The following is a 21,107-nucleotide window of genomic DNA, read 5'->3' as shown; positions in this document are numbered from 1 at the left end:
ATCCACAGGCACAGGCTCCGCGAACACCGCCGACAGACCAATCGCGCCGTCTCCGGTGTGGACGCGCAGCACGTCCGTCAGTTCCGTCACCATCACGGTGGAGCCTTCCGCCAGCACTTCGTTGAGCATGTCTTCGAGCAGTTCAGCGGATTCATCGGCTGCCGCGTGCTGCACAGCAACGAACGCTGGCTTTCCTTCGGCTTCTTCCTGGACAAACTCCACAAGCTTCGTAAATGCCTTGGTTTGGGTGCGCGTCTTGCCGGCTAGTTCCAACTTTCCCTCGCGCACGTGCATGATCGGCTTGGTGGCCAATAATGCAGCCGAGAGCATCGCGGTGGTCGTCGACAAGCGGCCCGATTTACGCAGCTCATCCAGCTGGTGCAAATAAACCCAGGTCTGCGAACGCGCCAGAGTATCTTCCGCGACGCGCTCGCATTCATCCAAGTTCGCGCCCTCGTTCGCCACGGTGGCGGCAGCCATCGCGGCCGCGCCCACCGCCATGCCCACTTCGTCGGAATCAACCACGCGCACCGCACCATCAAACACGGCGGCAGCCGCCACTGCCGACGACCATGTCGAGGACAGCGCCTTCGACAGGTGCAGCGCCACTACCCCATCGTCGCCGCCGCGCTCCAGCTGACGGGCATAGGTGGCAGCCAGTTCTAACGCGGACAAACCAGCGGTGGACTGCTCCCCCTCATCTTCCATCACGTGCAGGTCAACGACCTTGATGTCCAGCTCATCAATGATATGCTGCGGCAGCCCGGAGGAAGAATCAGTCACGATGCGAACAGTCATGCTAGCTCCCAAGTCCTTGGTTCCAGGCGTCCAAATACCACTGGGCCTCGCCGACCGTCTCAGGCGTGAAATCCAGCGCCGGAGCCTCCGGGTTAAACCGCGGCCGGGCCGTCAGTACCGAGAAATTCGTGTTCTTCAACCCCGACAGCAGCGGATATTGGTGCGCCTCCAACCCCAGAAGGTGACAGGTCACAGCAGCGATCGCACCACCATGAGCAACCAGCAGCACCGTGCGATTTTCCCAGCCCTCAAAAGAGTGCATCAACTCGTCGATAAGCGAACGCACCCGGGCCGCAACCTCCAGCCGCGATTCCCCACCCGGCGGAGCCCAGTCCGGCCGATGCCGCCACGCAGCACGCTTGCCGACGAAGGCCTGGTCCACCTCTTCGTGCGTGAGCCCCTGCCACTCGCCCAAGTGCGTCTCACGCAGGCGCGCATCCTCTTCAACAGGCAAATCGAGGGAGGCGGCGACGATCTCCGCGGTATCTTTCGCACGCATCAAGTCCGACGAAATCACGCGCACCACGCCCAAATCCTTCACCTGAAGCGCAGCGGCGCGCGCCTGGTCCACGCCAACCGCGGACAGGCGGGTATCCAGCTGGCCCTGCATCCGCTTCGTGGCGTTGTACTCGGTTTGGCCGTGGCGCAACATGATTAGTCGACGGGACATGATCAGTAGTAGCTTTCGTCCTCGTCGGTGGGCTCTTCACCAGCCAAGGGCAGGTCTTCGATGTCCTCGATCTCGCGCACATTACTATCATCGGCCCACTTGCCGGGGGCCGGGGCGGTCTCTACACCCTCCACCTCGATGCGTGGGCAATCCGCGTAGAGGCGGTCCAAGCCGTAGAAATCACGCTCGGTGGTGCGCTGCACGTGGACGACAGCGAGGCCATAATCAAGCAGCACCCAACGGAATTCGCGGTTGCCTTCGCGGCGCTTCGGCTCAAAGCCTGCGTCGGACATCTTTTCGTCGATCTCGTCGACAATCGCGCGCACCTGGCGCTCATTTTCGCCGGATACGACGACGAAAATGTCAGCGATCGCCATCACATCGCTGACGTCGATGACGGCGATATCCTTGCCAAGCTTTTCATCGGCCGCCTGTGCGGCGATGATCGCTTTATTGCGGGACTCTTCAGTAGCAGTCAAATGGGCACGTTCCTTTACTTTTGCAATTCATGTGCTTGAGATAATTAGATTCTAGTCTCCCACGATAGCGCCACTTTTTGCTACTCATGCCTCATCTTATGCCTCTCCGAGGCATGCCTGTGGCGCGTAGAGCTTATGCTTGGCGATGAACTGCACCACCCCATCCGGCACCAGGTACCACACGGGGCGGCCTGTGGCGGAGCGCTCGCGGCAGTCCGTCGAGGAGATCGCCATGGCCGGCACGTCGATCAGGTGCACTTTGTCCTGGTTGACATCCGGCAGCATGTCTTCGGTGAGCTCATAGCCGGGCCGGGTCACACCGACGAATTCCGCCACGTCGAACATCTGTTGCCAGTCCCGCCACGACAGGATCGAAGCTAACGCATCAGCCCCGGTAATAAAGAAAAGCTTGTCGTCAGGATAGATCTTGGCGAGATCCCGCAGCGTATCGATGGTGTAGGTGGGCCCTGGCCTGTCAATATCCACCCGCGAGACGGTGAAACGCGGGTTCGACGCGGTGGCGATCACCGTCATCAGGTAGCGGGCTTCAGAGTCAGACACCTTCCGGTCCGCTTTCTGCCACGGCTCGCCCGTCGGCACGAAAACCACTTCGTCGAGGGCGAAACGGTCCGCCACCTCACTAGCCGCGACGAGGTGGCCGTGGTGGATCGGATCGAACGTTCCACCCATCACCCCAATGCGGCGGCCGCCCGATGATGACTGTGTTGGATCGCTGCACGGCGCCTGGGATTCGGGTGTCGTCATGGATTCACAGTCTAGCGTCGCGCAGCTAGATTAGCGGAACCACATCGATGCTCCACGCGGGAACCAGGAAGTTCAGAACGGCCACGAGCATGGCCACCGCGCCGAGCACACCAGCGACGGGAATTACCCACGCCGGGACCTCTGAGGAGGAGTCTGCCGCGGCCAAGGTGCTGCTTGTCGACGACTGACCCGCGTTTTGCATGCTGCCCCACGCATCGGCCAGGGCCTGTGGTGCCTTACGAGTCTTGGTGTTCTCACGCACCAGGGTGCGGTCGCCGTTTTCGTCAATCTGGTACTCGGAGCTGGTGACCGACGACCCGAATGGGTTATCAGCCTGGTCTGCCGAAGCTACAGAGGCACCGGACAGAGCAATGGTTGCGGCGGTTGCGGCAGCGAGGGAAACACGAGTGATCTTAAGCATGTGGACTCTTCCTCTTAGTCGGTATGTAATTCCCTTAAGGATAGCTGATACGACAGCAAACCGGCAATGTTTTCTGCCACTTAAGGACGCGTCTGCCCAGTCCCCTCCAGAATCCACTTCGTGCTGGTCAGTTCTGGAAGCGCCATTGGGCCGCGCGCGTGCAGCTTTTGGGTGGAGATGCCGATTTCCGCGCCCATGCCATATTGTTCACCGTCGGTGAATGCTGTGGACGCATTAAGCATCACCGCAGCAGAGTCCACCTCATTAGCAAACTTCTGCAGGGTATAAGCATTTAGCGAGGCAATAGCGTCGGTATGCCCAGAGCTCCACTGCGCGATATGCGCGATGGCCCCGTCCACCCCATCGACCACGGCCGCCGCGATATCCATGGACAGGTATTCATCAGCCCAATCCGCTTCCTCCGCCTGCACGATTTCGCTGACACCCAGCGCCTCTAATTCGGCCTTCTCGCCATGGACGGTCACACCAGCCTCCTGGAGCGCGCCCAGCACACGGGCCTTGTCTTCGTCGGCAAGCGATGCGTCCAACAGCACAGTCTCGGTGGCGTTGCACACGCTGACCCGGCGCGTCTTCCCATTGACCAGCATCTCAATCGCTTGGTCTAAGTCCGCATCCTTGTCCACGTAGAAGTGGCAGTTGCCGGTGCCGGTCTCAATGGTCGGCACGGTAGCCCCGGTGACCACGGCGTTGATCAGGCGCGCAGAGCCGCGGGGAATCACCACGTCCACAAGCCCACGCGCGGTGATCAGATCCTGCACGGAATCGTGCGACTCACAGGGCAGCAGCTGCACGATCTCACCCGGCAGATCGTGGCGCTGCGCGACCTCCTGCAGGATCTGCACCAGCTTCGCGTTCGAGTGCTCAGCAGTCGACGAGCCCCGCAACAAGGCCACGTTGCCAGACTTGATCGCCAAGCCGAAAGCGTCCACCGTGACATTGGGGCGGGCTTCATACACCATGCCCATCACGCCCAGCGGCACGCGCACCTGCTTCATTTGGATGCCGTTGGCCATCACACCCCCTTGAAGGACCACGCCCACTGGGTCTTTAAGGTCCGCTACCTGACGCAACCCGCCGGCGATTCCTTCGATACGTCCCGTATCCAGCGCTAAGCGGTCGATGAGAGACTCCGCCATCCCGTTGGCCCGGCCGCCATCAATATCTTCCTGGTTGGCGGCCAGAATGTCGTCGGCACGCGCAATCAGCTCATCGGCGGCATCACGCAGCAGGGCGTCCTTTGCGCTGGTCGGCAGGGTCGCGAGGAGGGGTGCTACCTGCTTTGCAGCGCGGGCTTTGGACAGGACCTGGTCGCGCTCGGCGGCGCGGGCTTGTTCAGTCTGGGTGCTCATGGCACATCATCCTAGCGCGTTCCCGCTGCTTATACACCTGTTCGAAGCGATCCTCGGACAGATGTCTGGTTCATGTTTTATGGTGTTTCACATGACAGCGCACACACCTGCCCTTTCCCTCCAGGCCGCCATTTCCCAAGCGCGTGCCGACGACGCCTCGCGTCCGATCACCGTGTTGTGTGGTCCCCACGCGCGCAACGATGTGGTGGTCGCCCTTGCGGAAACCGGACCTTATGTCGATGTCAACGTGGTGACGCTCGACGGATATATCCGTGAGTCCGCCCGCGCGTTGGCTCCGCGTAGCCCGCTGCCGCGGCGCCGGATCATGACGGAAGTGACGCGCATCCTTCTCGACGAGGATTCCGCCTTCCGCGAACATGGGATTCATACGGAAACGGTGACGCGCTCGTCGTTAAGCACCATCGTGGGGCGCTTGCTGCGGCTGCAGCCAGAGGCGCGCACCCAGGTGGGTACCGGGGAATTGCCACGCGAGGCCGCGCGCATCGCGGAGCTGGTGGAACAGCGTACGCGCGATGACCACTACACCTGGGCCGAGGCTTTTGAAGTAGCCGCACGGGCAAGCCAGGAGCGCGCATTTATCAGTGCTGGCGTGATTCCGGCGGACCCACTGGAAGAAGCGCTTTTCGCCGCGCTCTCCCCCATCCCGGCCGATGTCACTGTGCGTGTGCAGCCCGCCCCACAGACGATGACGTACCTGGACCCGCAGGAAGAAATCGAAGCTGTGCTGTCCAAGATCGCTAAGCACGCGCTTGACGACGAGACCTTAGCGGCCGGCGATGTAGCCGTGGTGACCCCGTCGGCCGATTATCTTCCAGAGCTGGTGCGGATCAGCCAATATGCAGTATTTCCCGCCCGCGTTCCGGCGGTGACCACGTGGGCGCAGGATCCCGCTGTTCGAACCGTCTTGCGCTTGGTGTCGCTGGATGCGCACACTACCCCGCGGCGCGCTCTGTCTGAGCTGCTGGAAAGCGGGCTCATGGCAAACTCGCCCTCGGCGCATGACTTCAACCGGTTTACCCGTGACCGCGACATGCCCATCGACTCCGGTGGGGATTGGGACATTGAGCTTGCCGACGACGATGACGCGACCGTTCTGCAGTGGCGCAACGAACTGCAGGCCGGACTGCGTGGAGTGTGGGGCGCGCGCACGTGGACAGATGTGGCAACGCGGCTCCGCGCCCTGGTGATGAAGTTTTTGAGGTTGGATATAGCTGCGAGCGCGGACCTCATTCTGGACACCGTAGACTCCTTGGCCTCCTTCGAAGGCGAACTTCCCGCACCAACCCAGGCGATGGTCGTGGAGTTGCTCACAGACATGTGGACGTCCCCACAGGAGGTGACGCAGCAGGGAGAGATGATCGTCGGCAGCCTCGAGGACATCGTCGGAAAGAAGTTGCGCTACCTCTACATCATTGGCGCTTCGGACGCAGCCCTGCCGGGCTCATTTTCTTTCGATCCTGCGATCACCGAACAGCAGTCTGGTCGCGACGCCACCTGGTACAACGAACACACCCGCGCCTTGTGGGAGGCGGCACTGCGCTCGGCGGACGCCGTGGAGATTTCTTTTGCCCGCAGCGCGATCGATGGGTCCCTCACGGGTGAGCCTTCCGGTTGGATCCTGCCTTACCTTCCCGACAAGGTAGAAGATTATCCCCGCTTCGATCGCAGCACTCTGGTGCCGCTGACCGACCAGGGGCTGGAACGCATCACCAATGCCACGGATCAGCCGCCGACTGAGTTCGTCGAGGTCACTCAGGCCCGTAAGGAAGGTGCGCGCAACGAGTGGAACGGGTTTATTGACAGCACGCTTGCCGCAAAGTGGTTTGATCAGCCTGTCTCATCTTCCGCACTCGAGCTGTACACCGAGGACCCCCAGCTGTTCTTCTTCCGCTACCTGCTGCGCTCGCCTATGTTGGAGGACCCAGCGCCCGCCAGCCAGGTGTCGCCGCGAGAGCGAGGCACAATCTACCACCGCATCTTTGAGGACTGGACTAATGAGGTGCGGTTGGGAGACAAGATCGGCACGATCCCGGATCAGGAAGAGGCACGCGCGGTACTTGATCGGATCGTCGATACGCACCTAGGTACCCGTGACGAACGCTACTCCGCCACTACGTGGGAGTCCTTTACCCAGGACGTCCAGGCCAATGTTGCGCGCTGGTTCGATCGCGAAATGGCAGATATCGCCGATGGGTGGATCGCGGTGGGTGCGGAAACCGTCTTCGGCGCCAGCGATGATGCTGGAGCCTCCCATCCCCCAGTACGTGTGGCAATTTCGCCTGAACATGGCACGCACAGCGAGGTTCAGCTCCGCGGTGCGATTGACCGAGTGGACGTGCGTGTCGACGAGGCCGGCGGCCTCCACTTGCGTGTTACCGACTATAAGTCTGGCAAGGGTAAGGACTTCGCTGACAAACTTAAAAACAGCCCGGTTGGAGAACCAAAAGACCATGAAAAGGGCGAGGGTGGCTACGCGATCCAGCTAGCCATCTACGGCGCAGCAGCGCAAGCATCCATCGAGAACAGCGAACAGGCACCGCTTTCAGGTCTAGCTGAGATCCTCGCCAAGTTCGCGACTCCCGGCGCGCCGGTCACCGTGACATCGCGGTATTGGATGTTCCGTGACAATGAAAACCCCGAAGTAGAGATACGCAACGACGACGCCACGACCGAAGAGCTGCGTAGCTTCCTGCAGAACACCTACAGCAGCATCGTGCAGGGACACTTCCCACCGACCTTCCAGAAGGAAAAACACCTCTTCGGTTTCGAGGACACAACCATTCTTCGTGGACCTCACGGCACGAACACGACCGCTCAGGCCATTGCCGGCAGCGGCACTGATCAGCTCGACTCGGACATCCAGGAGGACAACTAATGACTATCCCTGCAGACCAAGCTCTCCGCGACAAGATCACCTATGACACCGACACCTCCTACTTCGTCGAAGCTGGCGCGGGCTCAGGCAAGACTTTCCTTTTGGTGCAGCGTTTGATTACTTTACTGATCGACGAAGACGTTCCGCTCAGCAAGCTCGCCGCCATCACATTCACGGAGAAAGCCGCTGAAGAGCTGGTCAACCGTTTACGCGCGGCTCTGACCGAGGTGGAACAGACCGGGCAGTTAGAGGTGCCCGGCGCCCATCGTGAATTCACAGCAGCGGACGCACGCGATCGTGCTAGGCGTGCTCTCGGCGACCTGCCCGGAGCTGCGATTGAGACGCTGCACTCATTCTGTTTGCGGTTGATCTCAATGTACCCGCTGGAGGTAGGTGTACCGCCCACGGTGCGGAAGTCGAGCGACCTTGCTGCCTCCTTTAATGCTGTGCTGCGTGCAGAATCCACCCTGACCTTTATTGACCAGGTGGTGACTGACCCGGAGGGCATGGCAGAGGAGATCCGCGCCCTCGATATCGGCGTAGAGCCCACGGTGGTGGCCGAAGCCATCGACGGACTCCTGGCAGCGGGGATGAGCACCAAAAATATTGAAGACATCGCCCTGTTCATGGACGAGCACTGGGGTGAACTATCCACTGACGCAAGTAATCCTGCTTCCGGCGGTGCACTGCCGGAAAAGCAGGTGATGGATAAGGCATACGTCCACGAGGTGCTCGCAGATCTGCGCGCAATTGCGGCGCTGTGTACCAACGAATCTGACAAGTTGTACCAGAAAATAATATTGCCGGCGATCAACTACGTCGAAAGCATGACTCACCACCCTGAAGAGACCATCATCGGCGCGGACGTGGAGCCCTTCACGAAGCCTGGCAATCTCGGGGCCGGTGGCAACTGGGACAAACCCACAATAGAAATCAGAGACCGCTACAAGGAGCATATTAAGCAGTGGTCGCAGCGGGCCCGTGGGCCCCTGTCCTACTACGCTGCTGTGCTCCGCCGCCTGATTGCTGCACTGACCCTGCGCGACGCGGACAAGCGGCGCCGCTCTGGCGAGTTGGAATACCACGACATGATCTACCTAGCGGCCCGCCTCGTCGAAAAGCCTGAAGTGTGCGATGCTCTGTCACAGCATTTCCGCATGGTCGCGATCGACGAGTTCCAGGACACGGACCCAGCCCAGCTAGAGATCGTCGATAAGATCGTCGCTGATCAACCCGGCCATCTCTTCACAGTGGGTGACCCGAAGCAATCGATCTACCGGTTCCGCCGCGCCGACTTGGACACGTACCTCACCGCACGCGAAAAAGCGGAGGACGAGGGCAACGTTTTGAAGCTCACGGCAAACTTCCGGTCCCGCCACGACGTCGTTGGTGCGATCAACTCCCTGTTTGCGGGCATGTTCGACAACCTCAAGGAAACAAACCCCGCGCAAGGGGAGCCGAGGGCCGTCTCCTATGTCACAATGGACGCTTTCTCGGAGAAACCAGGCCATGTCGAGTTCCTGTGCAGGCCGTACGATGAAGCCGACCAGGGTCTGGACACCGCCGATTTCAAAAAGGCTGAACTCAACGATATCGCTGCAGCGGTACGTCGCGCCCACGCCGGAGAGATCACCGGCGAGCCGGTGGCGCTGAATGACATTGCAGTCCTTGTACCAGTTCACGCTGACGCATTGGCCGTCGCGGAAAAACTCACTAAAGATGAAATCCCGGCGAGGACGGAGACCTCTCAGAAGGTCTACGCCGCTCCTGAGATTGAGAACCTCACCTCAATCCTGCGCGCTATCGCCGACCCTGCCAATCTCATGGCCACCACTGTGGCGGTGCGCACTCCATCATTCGGCCTCAGCGATGAGGTCCTCGCCGAGGCTGCCCAGGCTCGTTTCGAGGGCCTAACGCTTGCCGACGACCACCCGCACACTATCGCTATGGGCAAACTCCACGCACTGCAGAAGGAGGCGAAACGGGCGGACGTGGGTGACACCGTACGCAATGTTGTGGAGAAGCTGGGTGTGATTCCGGATCTGGCGGCCACTGGTGATGAGATGGGAATTCGTCGCGTCCAGCGGGTCATCCACGATGCGGAGGTGTTTTCGGATGAGACCAATGCTGGGCTCAATTCTTTCCTACGCTGGACGCTGGAACAGGCCACTGACCGCGATGGCGCAGCCGATCCCGTCCTCGACGACGGCTCCGACGCCGTCCGGGTGATGACTGTCCACGCCTCCAAGGGACGCGAATTTCCCGTAGTGATTCTTGGTGGCCTAGCGGGCGACGACAGGGCGCTGGTTAGTCCGCTGGGCTTCCACCCGGTGACCCGCGCTATCGAATTCAAGTTCAAAGAGATCTTCACCCCTGGTTACGAGGACTTTGAACACTACGATAAGCGTGCCGACGAAGCCGAGGCCGTCCGCCGCCACTATGTTGCGGCAACACGTGCAGAGCACGCGTTGGTGGTGCCACTCGAGCTGAAGCGTATCAAGGGAGGCAAAGCCTACAGAAAAACGAAGGGCAAGCCATTCGCCGACGTGGTCGCCCCGCTTGACACAGACGGTTCGGTCCTGCCTCCCGAGTCCGACTACATCAACGTGACCACACCTGCCGAGTTCGGAGATGCCGAAGTAACGATCCGACAACCAGTAGTCAAGAAGCCGGACCTCGAGGCCATCGAAGAGAAATTCAACGAAAGCAAGGAGTACCGCTCCCGCGTTCGTACCGCCGAAGGGAAACTTACCGCCACCGCGATCGCTCATGCAGACCAAGAAAACGAGACTGCAACAGCACTGCGCACCCTGGCCACCGACAACGGCTGGCTGCGCGCCGCGAACCAGCCAGGCTTGGACGTGGTCGGTGACAACACCGGCTACGGTTCCGTCTTCGGCACCGTTGTGCACGATCTGATGGATACCTACACCGATGATGCGCAGGTGGATTCCGAGGCAGCCAACTTGGCCGGGATCCATGATCTGGACCAAGAGTTGATCCCCACCGCTGCCCGCGCCGCCCGCGCCTTGGCTGCCCACCCGATCGTGCAAGGCGCGTTTGCCGGCAGGCACCACCGCGAGATCCCCGTGATCTCCAAGATGGGCTCCGTCGCCGTCGACGGCATCATCGACCTGCTCTACTTCGATGAGGATGCCGGCGGCTGGGTGATCGCCGACTACAAGACCGACGCCTACGCGTCCGCGAAACTTGTCGACGAGTACTTCACCCAGCTGCAACTCTACGCCCACCTGCTGGGCAGCCAGTGGAAGATTGTGCGCCTCGAGCTGCTCTTTGTCCGAGGCGACCAGGTGGAGGTGCGCACGCTCCAGCTCTCTTAGTAGCCCGCGTCGGTGTCCACCTCGGTGGGCATCGTCTCGCCGGCTTCAAAAGCGTTGGCGTTGGCGATGATGCACGGTGCAATGAACTTCGGTGCCGTCGTCCACGTCGTCGCGATATGCGGAGTGATCTGGCAATTCGACATGGACCACAGCGGGTGATCATCGGGCAGTGGCTCTGGATCAGTCACGTCCAAACCCGCGCCCGCGATCACACCGTTTTGTAGTGCCCAGACCAAATCATCAGTATTCACCACTGGCCCGCGGCCCACGTTGACCAAGATCGCATTGTCAGGCATGGCTTCAAACGCCTGCTTATCGACGAGCCCCTTGGTCTGCTCCGTCAACGGAAGCAGGTTCACTACTACGTCGGCATCAGGCCACACCTCGTCGAGCTGCTCCGTAGTCACCACGCGATCTGCGCCCTCTACTGGGTTGCCGGAACGGTTCACAGCAACCACATTCACGTTGAACCCGCGCAGCATTTCAATCAAGCGCGTCCCGATTCCGCCCGCGCCCAAAATCACCACGGTGGTCTCATTGTCGGCAAGCAACTGTGTGCGTGCGTCCAGTTCCGCGCGCACCTGGAACGTCGGGTACATGGTGGCGGCCTTGTGCTGGTGCATGACAGACAGCATCAAGGCCAGCGCAGCCTCCGCGACTGGGGCCGCGTAGACGCCGGCGGCATTCGCCCAGCGCACACCGCTTTTCTTAATCTTGGGCAGGATGCCATCCACGCCGGAGTAGATGAACTGCACCCACTTGATATTCTCGGGCAGCTCGGGCAGCCGCCCGCCGGGGTAGACCAAGAATTCGGCCTCTGACAGGTCCTCGACGTAGGTGTGGCCGGCGGCCTCCACCTCGTCTATTACGTTCTTCCACGGGTCACCAAGAAAAGTAAACTTCATGTCCCCTACCCTAGCGACTACAGGCGTGTGGCGTAGTTGGAAAGGTAATCCGCGTGCACCACCGGCCGGCGCTGTCCATCCGGCAATTCGTCGGTGTGTTTGCCCAGCATATCCACCAACACGTTCGCGCTATAGGCGACCTCGCCGCGGCCCACGTTTTGTCCTTCTGGGCCTAAAATTTCCACGATGTCTCCCGCCTGGAAATCGCCCTCAATAGCGGTGATCCCCACGGCCAAGAGGCTGGTCCCACCGCGGGTCACGGCTTTCACCGCCCCCTCGTCGAGACGCAACACACCTTCCGCATCGGCGGCATACAGCGCCCAGAACTTCCAGGCACTTAAGCGCTTGTCCGGGCGCGTGTGGAAAACGGTACCCACGGAAGCGTCGGCAAGCGCCTGTTCAATCTCCTCCGCGGAGGCAAGCAGCACCGGCACCCCGCCGCGCGCCGCAAGCCTAGCCGCCGACACCTTCGAGGCCATCCCGCCGGTACCCAGCCGGCCGCCATCGCCGGCGGCGACGTCAGCAAGATCATGCCCCGTGCGCACCTCGTCGATGAAACGGGCGCCCGGCTCGGAGGGATTGCGGTCATACAATCCGTCCACGTCCGACAGCAGCACCAGCGCGTCGGCTGCAGTGAGCGTAGCGACGATCGCACTGAGGCGGTCATTATCGCCGAAACGCATCTCGGATGTGGCCACCGTGTCGTTCTCGTTGACGATGGGTACCGTGCCCAACTGGCGCAACCTGTCGATGGTCCGCTGGGCGTTGCGGGCCCGGTCACGCCGGCCGGCATCCGCCGCGGTCAGCAGCACCTGCCCAGTGGTGCGCCCGTGGCGGGCGAAAGACCTCCCCCACTGCTGGGCCAAGTGCACCTGGCCCACTGCGGCGGCGGCCTGCTTCGTCGCCAAGTCCTGCGGGCGCGTCTTCAGCCCCAGCGGCTCCATGCCCGCGGCGATCGCGCCCGAGGACACGACCATCACGTCCGACCCGCGCTTCATGCGGGCCTCAAGGGCATCGACGATGCGGTCGATTTTCTCGCTGCTCACCGTCGAATCAGGATTCACTAGCGAGGAGCTACCGATTTTCACCACCACGCGCTTTGCTGTGGCGAGGTGGTCACGAAGCTGCTGGCTGGTCATAGCCTCTTATTCTATAAGACTGCTTAGCCCTGCCAACGTTCGCGGTCGGCCTCCTCGCCCTCGCCATAGTCGTATTCATCGATCAGGCCGCGGCGGGCCTGGGATGCACGCTTGCGCTCCTCGGCAGAGGCTCGAGTGGTGGTCTCCAAGCGGGCGTCTCGGCCACGACCAGCCAGGGTTGGATCGCCTGCCAGGGACGGCTCCCAGTCGAAGGAAATCTCTCCGATGGTCACCGTCGCGCCCTCGCGTGCGCCGAGCTTGCGCAGCTTGTCTTCCACCCCTGCACGGTTGAGGCGGTCGGACAAGTAGCCAATCGCTTCGTCGTTTTCGAAATCGGTCTGCTGAATCCAGCGCAGCGCCTTCTTACCTGTGACGATGAACGCCCCAGGCTGCTCCGGGTCCTCCATCACGTCGATGCCACCGCCGTGACGATTATCCACGGCCTGTGGGCGCAGCACCGTCGCCGCATCGGTCGTAGCGCCCGGCGCCTGCTCCGGCTTCGGACGCTCCCGACGCGCCTTCTTCACGATCTCCCACAGAGCCCATTTCAACTCATCCAAGCCCGCGCGGGTAGCGGTGGAGATGATGTGGGCCGGCCAGCCGAACTGCTGCTCTAGGTCCTCAAGGACAAATTCAGCCAACTCCTTGGCCTCCGGCACGTCGGCCTTGTTCAGGACGATGACGCGTGGGCGCTCCCGCAGATCGCCCAGGCCGGTGTCGTGCTCGAGATCCTCCGCGTAGGCGTCCAGCTCTGCCTCGAGGGCTTCAATATCAGACTGCGGGTCACGCCCCGGCTCAATCGAGGCAGTGTCCACGACGTGCACAAGCACGGCGGTGCGCTCGATGTGGCGCAGGAAGTCTAGGCCCAGCCCGCGGCCGACGCTGGCCCCTGGGATCAGGCCGGGGACGTCCGCGATGGTAAAGGTGTCATCCCCCACGTTCACCACGCCAAGGTTCGGCTCCAAGGTGGTAAACGGATAGTCTGCGATCTTCGGCTTCGCGGCCGAGAGCACGGAAATCAGTGAGGACTTGCCCGCCGATGGGAATCCCACCAGGCCGACATCGGCCATGGACTTCAGTTCCAGAACGAGGTCGAGCGCTTCGCCGGGTTCACCCTGCAGCGCAAAGCCCGGGGCTTTACGCTGCGCGTTGGCCAGCGCCGCGTTGCCCAAGCCGCCATAGCCGCCCTCGGCAGCGAGGAACCGTGTGCCTGGAACGGTAAGGTCTGCCAGGGTGTCACCCTGTTCTGTTTTCACCACTGTTCCCACGGGCACCTCAAGGATGAGGTCCTCGCCGCGGGCACCGTTGCGGTGGTCGCCGGCCCCGTTGCCGCCACGTGAGGCGCGCAGATGGGGGCGCCACTGGAAGTCAAGCAGCGTGTGCACCTGCGGAGACACCTCGAAGATGATGTCGCCACCATGGCCGCCGTTGCCACCGTCGGGGCCGCCGAGAGGCTTGAACTTTTCGCGGTGGACGGATACACAGCCGTGTCCGCCGTCTCCCGCCTGCAGGTGGAGGACTGCGCGGTCAACAAATTGCGCCATGTGTCTGCCTTTCTTACTGGTAAATCTTGCCTGATAGTAGCAGGTGAGCTGCCCGGTTAAAACTGGGCGGCCGCAATAAAAATCGCCCACCCTCAGCAAGGAGGATGGGCGATAAGGCCTTCAGCTCGCGCTTAAGCAGTTGCAGCAGCGGCCTGCTCTTCAGCAGGAACGATGTTGACGATACGCTTGTTGCGCTTGATGCCGAACTGGACGGAACCAGCGGCCAGTGCGAACAGGGTGTCGTCGCCGCCACGGCCGACGTTCTCACCTGGGTGGAACTTGGTGCCGCGCTGACGGACGAGGATCTCGCCTGCCTTCACCTGCTGGCCACCGAAACGCTTGACGCCAAGACGCTTTGCCTCGGAGTCACGACCGTTCTGAGTGGACGATGCGCCCTTCTTCGTTGCCATGTTTTTTCTCCTTTGAGATTACGTTCTCGGCTTACTTGATGCCGGTGATCTTCAGAACAGTCAGTGGCTGACGGTGGCCGATACGGCGCTTGTAGCCAGTCTTGTTCTTGTACTTCATGATGTCGATCTTACGGCCCTTGCCGTGCTCGACGATCTCTGCAGCGACGTTGGCCTTAGCCAGGTCATCTGCCTTGGTGGTGACGTTGGCACCGTCGACAAGCAGAACCGGGGTGAGAGCCACGGCGTCGCCTGGCTCACCCTCGATCTTCTCGACCTTGACGAGGTCGCCTTCGGCAACCTTGTACTGCTTGCCGCCGGTCTTGACGATCGCGTACATAGAGGGTTACCCCTTATCTATACTCGTGAGATCCCCGCCACGCATTCTTTAGCAGGTATCCCCATTGGACAATGATATAAACGTGTTTCGCGGGCAGAATGCGCCCCAAAACAGTGACTGTCAAAGACTACACCGTCAAGGGACCAAACTCCAAACCGCCATCTCCGCAGTTATGCCCGCGAGCTGCGTCGCGTCGCTCGACGGCGCCCACGCCCTCGCGAGGAGGACTTCTTCTGGGTGTCCTGCCGTGGCGTCGACTCCTTCTTCTCAGCCGATTGCTTGGACTGCTTCGGCTGAGTCGACTGACCAGACTGAGTTGACTGTCCTGACGTCCGGGCCCGGCGCACTGCACGACGGCGTCCCCGGCGCGAACGGGCTGGCTTATCATCCGATCGCTTATCGACGATCACCTCAACCGACTTCTCATCCTGGGCCGGTTGATCCGACTTCTCCTTCTGAGCCGGCTCAGACTGCTCGTAGTCTTCGCGGCGTGGACGGTGGTCCGAACGGGAGTTGCCGCGAGTGCGTCGTTTACGTCGCGGCGACTTGTCGAACTCAGCAACCGCCTCTTCGAAAGTCTTCTCGCCCTCACCGACGGTTCCTGCAGAGTCATCCAACTCTTCAGAACCGTCATGACCGTCATGGTCATCATGATCTCCAGAATCATCGTGGCCGTCAGAATGGCGCTCGCGACTCTGCTCCTGTTGCTTGCCTCGGCCCCGTCCGCGTCCCCGGCGTCCGCGGCGGCGGGAGGAACGGCGTTCATTATCTTCGCGCTCCTCGGTGTCATTGCCGGTCTCTTCATCATCGGAGACGGTGCCGATCACAGAGTCCGCAATCTCCTCGAGCTCACGGTCATCGCGTTTCTTCGTGGACTTAGGAGCGGACGATTCCTCGTCGTCACGCCCACGAATCGCCTTCGCAGCCGGGTGGTCCTCAGGTTTTTGCGCAGGCTTACGACGACGGCGTGGCGCTTCGTCGTGCGTGTGCTCCACCGGATCGTCGGACAAGATATAGCCGCGGCCGCCACAGGTCTCACATTCGTGCGAGAACGTCTCCAAGAGGCCAGTGCCCAGGCGCTTGCGCGTCATCTGCACCAAGCCCAGGGAGGTGACCTCGGAGACTTGGTGACGGGTGCGGTCGCGCCCCAGCGCTTCCTTCAGGCGACGCAGAACCAGCTCCTGGTTCTCCGGCAAGATCATATCGATGAAGTCGACGATGATCATGCCGCCAATGTCGCGCAGGCGCATCTGGCGCACGATCTCTTCGGCCGCTTCCAGGTTGTTGGCGGTAACGGTCTCTTCCAAAGATCCACCAGAGCCGGTGAACTTGCCGGTGTTCACGTCGATCACCGTCATCGCTTCGGTGCGATCGATGATCAAAGAGCCACCCGAGGGCAGCCACACCTTGCGCCCCAGCGCCTTCTGCAGTTGTTCGTCGACACGGTGCTCTGCAAAAGCATCGGCGCCGTCATGCTCGTCGCGGTCAAACTTGACTAGGCGGTCTTCAAGATCTGGCGCGACCTTGGACACATAGTTGTAAACGATGTTCCAGGACCTCTCGCCATCGACGACTAACTCAGTGAAGTCCTCATTGAATAGGTCACGCACGACCTTGACCAGCAGGTTTGGTTCCTCATACAGGGTGACAGGCTTGGCGCCCTTGGAGGACTTCTCCTTGGCGGCCTGCCCCTGGATAGCTTCCCACTGGGTGTGCAGGCGGTTTACGTCCGCGGCGATGGCTTCTTCCGGAACGCCTTCGGCCGCGGTGCGGATGATCGCACCACCCTTTCCTGGAACGACGTTGTTCAGGATTTCCTTCAAACGCTTACGCTCAGGGGCAGGCAGCTTGCGCGAAATACCTGCACTTCGCCCACCTGGCACGTAAACGAGGTAGCGGCCTGCCAGAGAAATCTGAGTGGTCAGACGCGCACCCTTGTGCCCGATCGGGTCCTTCGATACCTGCACCAGCACTTGGTCGCCTGATTTCAGCGCGTTCTCGATGCGGCGCGAACGCCCACCCAAGCCGGCGGCTTTCCAGTCCACTTCACCGGCATAGAGCACGCCGTTGCGGCCTTGGCCGATGTCGATGAATGCGGCTTCCATGCTGGGCAGCACGTTCTGGACGCGGCCAAGGTAGATATTGCCGATCATCGAGGTATTTTCCTCGCTGGTGACGAAATGCTCCACGAGCAGCCCGTCCTCCAGCACGCCGACCTGGGTGATCCGACCATGGTGGTCGTGTCGTTCACGCTCACGCACGATCATGGTGCGCTCGACCGACTCCCGGCGTGCCAAGAACTCCGCCTGGCTAACAATCCGCGATTGCTTGCGGCCCTCCGCTCGCTTTTCGCTGCGGCGGCGGCGCTGGGCCTCAAGGCGTGAGGATCCCTTGATCGCGACCGGCTCTTCAATGACCTCAGCTTCTTGTTCTTGTTCAGGGGTGTCGTCGTCACGCTTGTGCTGCTTTTTCGCCGGCTGCGCGTCCTCGTTGGGCGCGGAGCTGGAGCTCGTGCGGCGTGCGCGACGACGATCAGAGCGCGACGGAGCCTTGAAAATCGGGGCGTGTGCCTCCACCGCGGTCTCCTCCGCAGGTGCCGGTGTGATCTCCGGGATCACCTCCACCAGTGGCTCGTCTTCAGAGGCTCCCGACTCCGTAGACTCCTCCGAGTCGTCAGAGTCGTCAGACTCAGCAGACTCCTCAGAGTCTTCCTGGTCTTCCTGCTCATCGCGTTCCGACCAAGCTAGGTCCGCGTCTACTTTGTCTTCGATCTGACTGATCTCGTTGGCCACGTCCTTGCGCACGCGGTCGCGGATTTTCTCGTCTGCCTCTGCTGCCACGTCCTCAGGCACCGTGGTGCTGATAGAGGGATCTGTCGCAGCTCCCTGCAGGACGTCGAGGACTTGCTCCGCCTCAGCGCGAGTCAACGAGGACTGGGCAACCTTGACAAGCCCCATTCCGTTGAGAGCGATGACGAGGTCCTTGGACGGCAAGCCGAGCTGTTTCGCGAGCGTGAACACGCGAGTTTTGTCACGAAGCTGGGAGCGATCGAAGTTCTGGATTGCGCCGGATTCTGCTGCGGCTGGCTGATCGGTTTCTTTGCCAGAGGCCATCTCAGTGTTCTTACTCTCAGCGCGTTTCGATGATTTCTTCGCTGTGGAGGCCTTTCGGGCGGCTTTGCGCCCCTTCTTTGTAGCCTTCCGTGCCGGTTTCTTTTCGGTAAACGATGCTTCGTTAGCGTTGGAATTATCGTTTTGCTCGACATTGTCGCTGTTTTCAGCCAAGACCGATCTCCTATTATTTTCAAGCCGCGACGTGCGTGTACCGGGCGCTGGCGTTCAACAGCTTGTCGTCGCCGTTCGCCGCCGCCACACAGTACGTGCACCTCACGGTACGTATGCGGGTATCAAAGCTTATCCTCGCGCCAAGCCTCGGCCACCGTTTCGTGGCACGTTCTCACACTCGGCGCGCTGCTCCCCATTGTGGCACACCCCGCGAAAAATAGTTGATCGGACCCGCTAGCGGTGCCGAGCGATCACAGCCGCGACCGTTTCGACGATCGACGGATGTTGCTCATTTCTCTCCAATGAAGCACGTACGACAGAGCCGACAACAGCATCAACGACATCATTGACAGCGCCAAGGGATACGTTGGAGGCGTTGAGAATTTTCTCGGCCTCTACGACTGCGTCCGTATAAAGCTCAATCACCAGGGCCGGAAGCGTCCCAGGCTCACGCAAGCCGTCGATGAGCGCGCCGACCAAGCCCGGAAGGTCCTTCCTGCTGCCAAGCGTCAGGCTTTCGACGAGACGCCAAGCCACCAGATCATCACTATCTGCAGAGGTCGCCAACCCTAATTGCTCGGTGGCGATCGTCGTACGCACCTTCGCTAGTTCGGTAAAGCATGTCTCGAGGAGCTTTTCTCGACTAACGTAATAGTATCCAATGGAGCCGACGGGCACTCCAGCCCGAGCAGCGACTTGACGGTGGGTTACCTCTCGCAGACCTTCGTTTAACAGGATCTCGATTGCTGCCCGCAGAATTACCTCACGCTTCTGAATGGCGCGTGTTTGCTCGGCGCGTTGTGCCACTTGCCCCGCCTCCTTCTCTTACAGGCAATACCTTTTATGCAATCAAACTTATATCTTTTGCCTTGGAAAATCGAATTGATTACATTAAAAGTTTTTTAGACTTCTCACCTGCGCAAGAAACATGGATCTACCTGCAGATTTATATCTGTACGTTAGCTCCACATTCCCTGTGTATGCCCGCCGCTTTCAGACCGAACGGTTCAGCAAAAGTGAAACGAATCTTCTAGGGGTTTATAGACCTATAGTGGAGTCACACGACGAAAGGAAAAGCATTATGACGACTGAACACAGCGAGCAGGCTGACAAAACACAACGCCCCGTCCACATCGCGCACGACGAAGACGCGCACCGTTACACCATCACTTACGAGGGCGACAGCTCCCCCGTCGGCTACTTGGAGTACGTCGACGAAGGTTCCGAGCGTAATTTCAAACACACCGTCGTCAAGAAAGAATACGGTGGCCGCGGACTAGCCGGCGTCCTCGTCAAGGTCGCTGCCGAAGACAGCGCGTCCCGCGGCTGGCCCATCATCGCGGAATGTCCCTACGTCTCTTCGTGGATGGAGAAGAACGATTTCCAGGGCGAGTGGCGCACACCCTAAACCCCGTACCCCGAAAACGAAAGATTAAAGCTCCTCCAGCAGCCTTACTCAGAGCCGCGGAGGAGCTTTCCTCTGGTGAAACTACTTATTCGGGAACCAGATTGCGATCTCGCGCTCTGCGGACTCAGGAGAGTCGGAACCGTGAACAACGTTCTCACCAACGGTCAGAGCGAAGTCACCACGGATGGTGCCTGGGGTGGCCTTAGACACTGGATCGGTGCCACCAGCCAGCTGACGCCATGCCTCGATGGCGCGCTCGCCCTCGACGATGCCAGCGACCAGCGGTGCGGAGGTGATGAACTCAACGAGCTCGCCGAAGAATGGCTTGTCCTTGTGCTCTTCGTAGTGCTTTTCGGCGGTCTCGCGGTCTGCGGTACGCAGGTCCATCTCGACGAGCTTCAGGCCCTTGCGCTCGATGCGGGAGATGATTTCGCCGACGTGGCCGTTAGCAACGCCGTCTGGCTTAATAAGAATCAGTGTACGTTCAGTCATGCCGAATACCCTACCGAACTACTGGCAGGCGCGCAGACTTTGGACTGCCTTTCAGCACCCATTCAGTCCAGTTCCCTCACGATGCGCTGCGCATCTTCGTTGCTGGCGTAACGATCCCACAGCAACAGCTGCCTGATCGCCCCGGATTCATTGCCCTCAGCTTTCAGAGTGCGCAACGTTTCTTTCTGCTCCTCGCTCAGCACGAATTCCTTGGGCGGCTTCTCTTCCGCAGTTTTCATAAAGCCCAGGATGAGGAAAATACCAGCCACGATCAGTGACACCCACAGGACCCACCCCGGGCCACCAAACCAGTTGGCGCCCAGTGCGATCAGGGTGAACACGGTAGCAAGAACGAAATAGAGCACGCGCATAGCAACAACCCTAATGAAAGGCACCGGCCTGTGTGAGGTAACGCAGGTGCTTATCGACGATATCCAGCTCCGTCAGTTGATAGAGCATCCGCATGCCGACGACATCCTCAACCTCGTTGAGCACCCACCTGCCCTGGTGCCTAATGAAGTCCACCCCGCACAACCCCTGGCTAAGAATCGGCGCGGCTTTGATCAGCTCCCCCAAGCGTGCCAGTTCATCGTCGTGAAGCGAATATGTGCGCGCTGCTCCCCCGAGCGAATAGTTGGATTTAAAACTGGTGGCGGATGTGCGTAGCATCGCGGCCTGCACCTGCCCACCTAACAGGTAGACGCGCAGGTCCACCCCTGGTGTGTCGGCGAGTTCTTGCACGATGAGGTTATCGTCGTCGAAAGTCCTCGCGTCCGTGACACTTTCGACTCCTTCACCGCCGTGCCCGTCACGTGGCTTTACGACGAAGGGTGGCGCCTTGGTGTGCC

General features: G+C 60.7%; 19 protein-coding genes. 3 read left to right on the top strand and 16 right to left on the bottom strand.

Annotated elements, in window-relative coordinates:
* The 6 genes from ACHFGA_RS02710 to ACHFGA_RS02685 all read right to left on the bottom strand — a co-directional run.
* The coding region (locus ACHFGA_RS02710) for a DegV family protein (RefSeq protein ID WP_394280907.1) at window positions 1-798 on the bottom strand (798 nt) is incomplete at its 3' end.
* A 1-nt stretch (window position 799) separates the two neighbouring features.
* Window positions 800-1,468: a histidine phosphatase family protein gene (locus tag ACHFGA_RS02705; RefSeq protein ID WP_394280906.1), complete on the bottom strand. Its 669-nt coding sequence runs from the start codon at window positions 1,466-1,468 to the stop codon at window positions 800-802.
* A gap of 2 nt (window positions 1,469-1,470) precedes the next feature.
* The gene (gene rsfS / locus ACHFGA_RS02700) at window positions 1,471-1,947 is read right to left on the bottom strand and encodes a ribosome silencing factor (RefSeq protein ID WP_394280905.1); all 477 of its coding nucleotides are present in this window, start codon (window positions 1,945-1,947) and stop codon (window positions 1,471-1,473) included.
* A gap of 96 nt (window positions 1,948-2,043) precedes the next feature.
* A complete protein-coding gene (nadD, locus tag ACHFGA_RS02695) occupies window positions 2,044-2,712 on the bottom strand; it encodes a nicotinate-nucleotide adenylyltransferase (protein ID WP_394280904.1) in 669 nt (222 codons plus the stop codon).
* 25 nt (window positions 2,713-2,737) lie between these two features.
* A complete protein-coding gene (locus ACHFGA_RS02690; RefSeq protein ID WP_394280903.1) occupies window positions 2,738-3,133 on the bottom strand; it encodes a hypothetical protein in 396 nt (131 codons plus the stop codon).
* Window positions 3,134-3,213: 80 nt separating this feature from the next.
* On the bottom strand, window positions 3,214-4,503 hold the full coding sequence (locus ACHFGA_RS02685) for a glutamate-5-semialdehyde dehydrogenase (RefSeq protein ID WP_394280902.1): 1,290 nt from the start codon (window positions 4,501-4,503) through the stop codon (window positions 3,214-3,216).
* A gap of 91 nt (window positions 4,504-4,594) precedes the next feature.
* On the opposite strand from ACHFGA_RS02685, the gene ACHFGA_RS02680 reads away from it, so the two are divergent.
* Complete coding sequence (locus ACHFGA_RS02680) at window positions 4,595-7,399, top strand: PD-(D/E)XK nuclease family protein (RefSeq protein ID WP_394280901.1); 2,805 nt, start codon at window positions 4,595-4,597, stop codon at window positions 7,397-7,399.
* Window positions 7,399-10,740 carry a UvrD-helicase domain-containing protein gene (locus ACHFGA_RS02675; RefSeq protein WP_394280900.1) on the top strand — a complete coding sequence of 1,114 codons (3,342 nt, stop codon included), beginning with the start codon at window positions 7,399-7,401 and terminating at the stop codon, window positions 10,738-10,740. The genes ACHFGA_RS02680 and ACHFGA_RS02675 overlap by 1 nt, the downstream gene beginning before the upstream one ends.
* Here ACHFGA_RS02675 and ACHFGA_RS02670 read toward each other — a convergent pair.
* The 7 genes from ACHFGA_RS02670 to ACHFGA_RS02640 form a co-directional block, all read right to left on the bottom strand.
* Window positions 10,737-11,645 (bottom strand): D-isomer specific 2-hydroxyacid dehydrogenase family protein, encoded by a 909-nt coding sequence (locus ACHFGA_RS02670; protein WP_394280899.1) that lies wholly within the window; start codon window positions 11,643-11,645, stop codon window positions 10,737-10,739. The two genes, ACHFGA_RS02675 and ACHFGA_RS02670, sit on opposite strands and share 4 nt — an antisense overlap.
* A 17-nt stretch (window positions 11,646-11,662) precedes the next feature.
* Window positions 11,663-12,784: a glutamate 5-kinase gene (proB, locus tag ACHFGA_RS02665; RefSeq protein WP_394280898.1), complete on the bottom strand. Its 1,122-nt coding sequence runs from the start codon at window positions 12,782-12,784 to the stop codon at window positions 11,663-11,665.
* A 23-nt stretch (window positions 12,785-12,807) separates the two neighbouring features.
* Window positions 12,808-14,328, bottom strand: coding sequence for a GTPase ObgE (gene obgE / locus ACHFGA_RS02660; protein ID WP_394280897.1), 1,521 nt, complete (start codon window positions 14,326-14,328; stop codon window positions 12,808-12,810).
* A gap of 131 nt (window positions 14,329-14,459) precedes the next feature.
* Entirely contained in the window at window positions 14,460-14,738 is a 279-nt protein-coding gene (gene rpmA / locus ACHFGA_RS02655; protein ID WP_018582131.1) for a 50S ribosomal protein L27, read from the bottom strand.
* 31 nt (window positions 14,739-14,769) lie between these two features.
* The gene (gene rplU, locus ACHFGA_RS02650) at window positions 14,770-15,075 is read right to left on the bottom strand and encodes a 50S ribosomal protein L21 (protein ID WP_018582132.1); all 306 of its coding nucleotides are present in this window, start codon (window positions 15,073-15,075) and stop codon (window positions 14,770-14,772) included.
* 170 nt (window positions 15,076-15,245) lie between these two features.
* A complete protein-coding gene (locus tag ACHFGA_RS02645) occupies window positions 15,246-18,359 on the bottom strand; it encodes a translation initiation factor IF-2 N-terminal domain-containing protein (RefSeq protein WP_394280896.1) in 3,114 nt (1,037 codons plus the stop codon).
* A gap of 234 nt (window positions 18,360-18,593) precedes the next feature.
* Window positions 18,594-19,166 (bottom strand): TetR/AcrR family transcriptional regulator, encoded by a 573-nt coding sequence (locus ACHFGA_RS02640; RefSeq protein ID WP_394280895.1) that lies wholly within the window; start codon window positions 19,164-19,166, stop codon window positions 18,594-18,596.
* 274 nt (window positions 19,167-19,440) lie between these two features.
* On the opposite strand from ACHFGA_RS02640, the gene ACHFGA_RS02635 reads away from it, so the two are divergent.
* Window positions 19,441-19,767, top strand: coding sequence for a GNAT family N-acetyltransferase (locus ACHFGA_RS02635; RefSeq protein WP_394280894.1), 327 nt, complete (start codon window positions 19,441-19,443; stop codon window positions 19,765-19,767).
* Window positions 19,768-19,848: 81 nt separating this feature from the next.
* Here ACHFGA_RS02635 and ndk read toward each other — a convergent pair whose 3' ends face one another.
* The 3 genes from ndk to ACHFGA_RS02620 form a co-directional block, all read right to left on the bottom strand.
* Window positions 19,849-20,259, bottom strand: a complete 411-nt coding sequence (ndk, locus tag ACHFGA_RS02630; RefSeq protein WP_394280893.1) for a nucleoside-diphosphate kinase — start codon at window positions 20,257-20,259, stop codon at window positions 19,849-19,851.
* Window positions 20,260-20,321: 62 nt separating this feature from the next.
* On the bottom strand, window positions 20,322-20,630 hold the full coding sequence (locus ACHFGA_RS02625) for a hypothetical protein (protein WP_394280892.1): 309 nt from the start codon (window positions 20,628-20,630) through the stop codon (window positions 20,322-20,324).
* 10 nt (window positions 20,631-20,640) lie between these two features.
* Window positions 20,641-21,107, bottom strand: a 467-nt coding sequence (locus ACHFGA_RS02620) for a RimK family alpha-L-glutamate ligase (RefSeq protein ID WP_394280891.1), incomplete at its 5' end; no start/stop codon positions are given.

It is taken from the genome of Corynebacterium sp. (assembly GCF_043426755.1).
Lineage (GTDB): Bacteria > Actinomycetota > Actinomycetes > Mycobacteriales > Mycobacteriaceae > Corynebacterium.
This window is presented reverse-complemented; position numbering and strand designations above follow the sequence as displayed.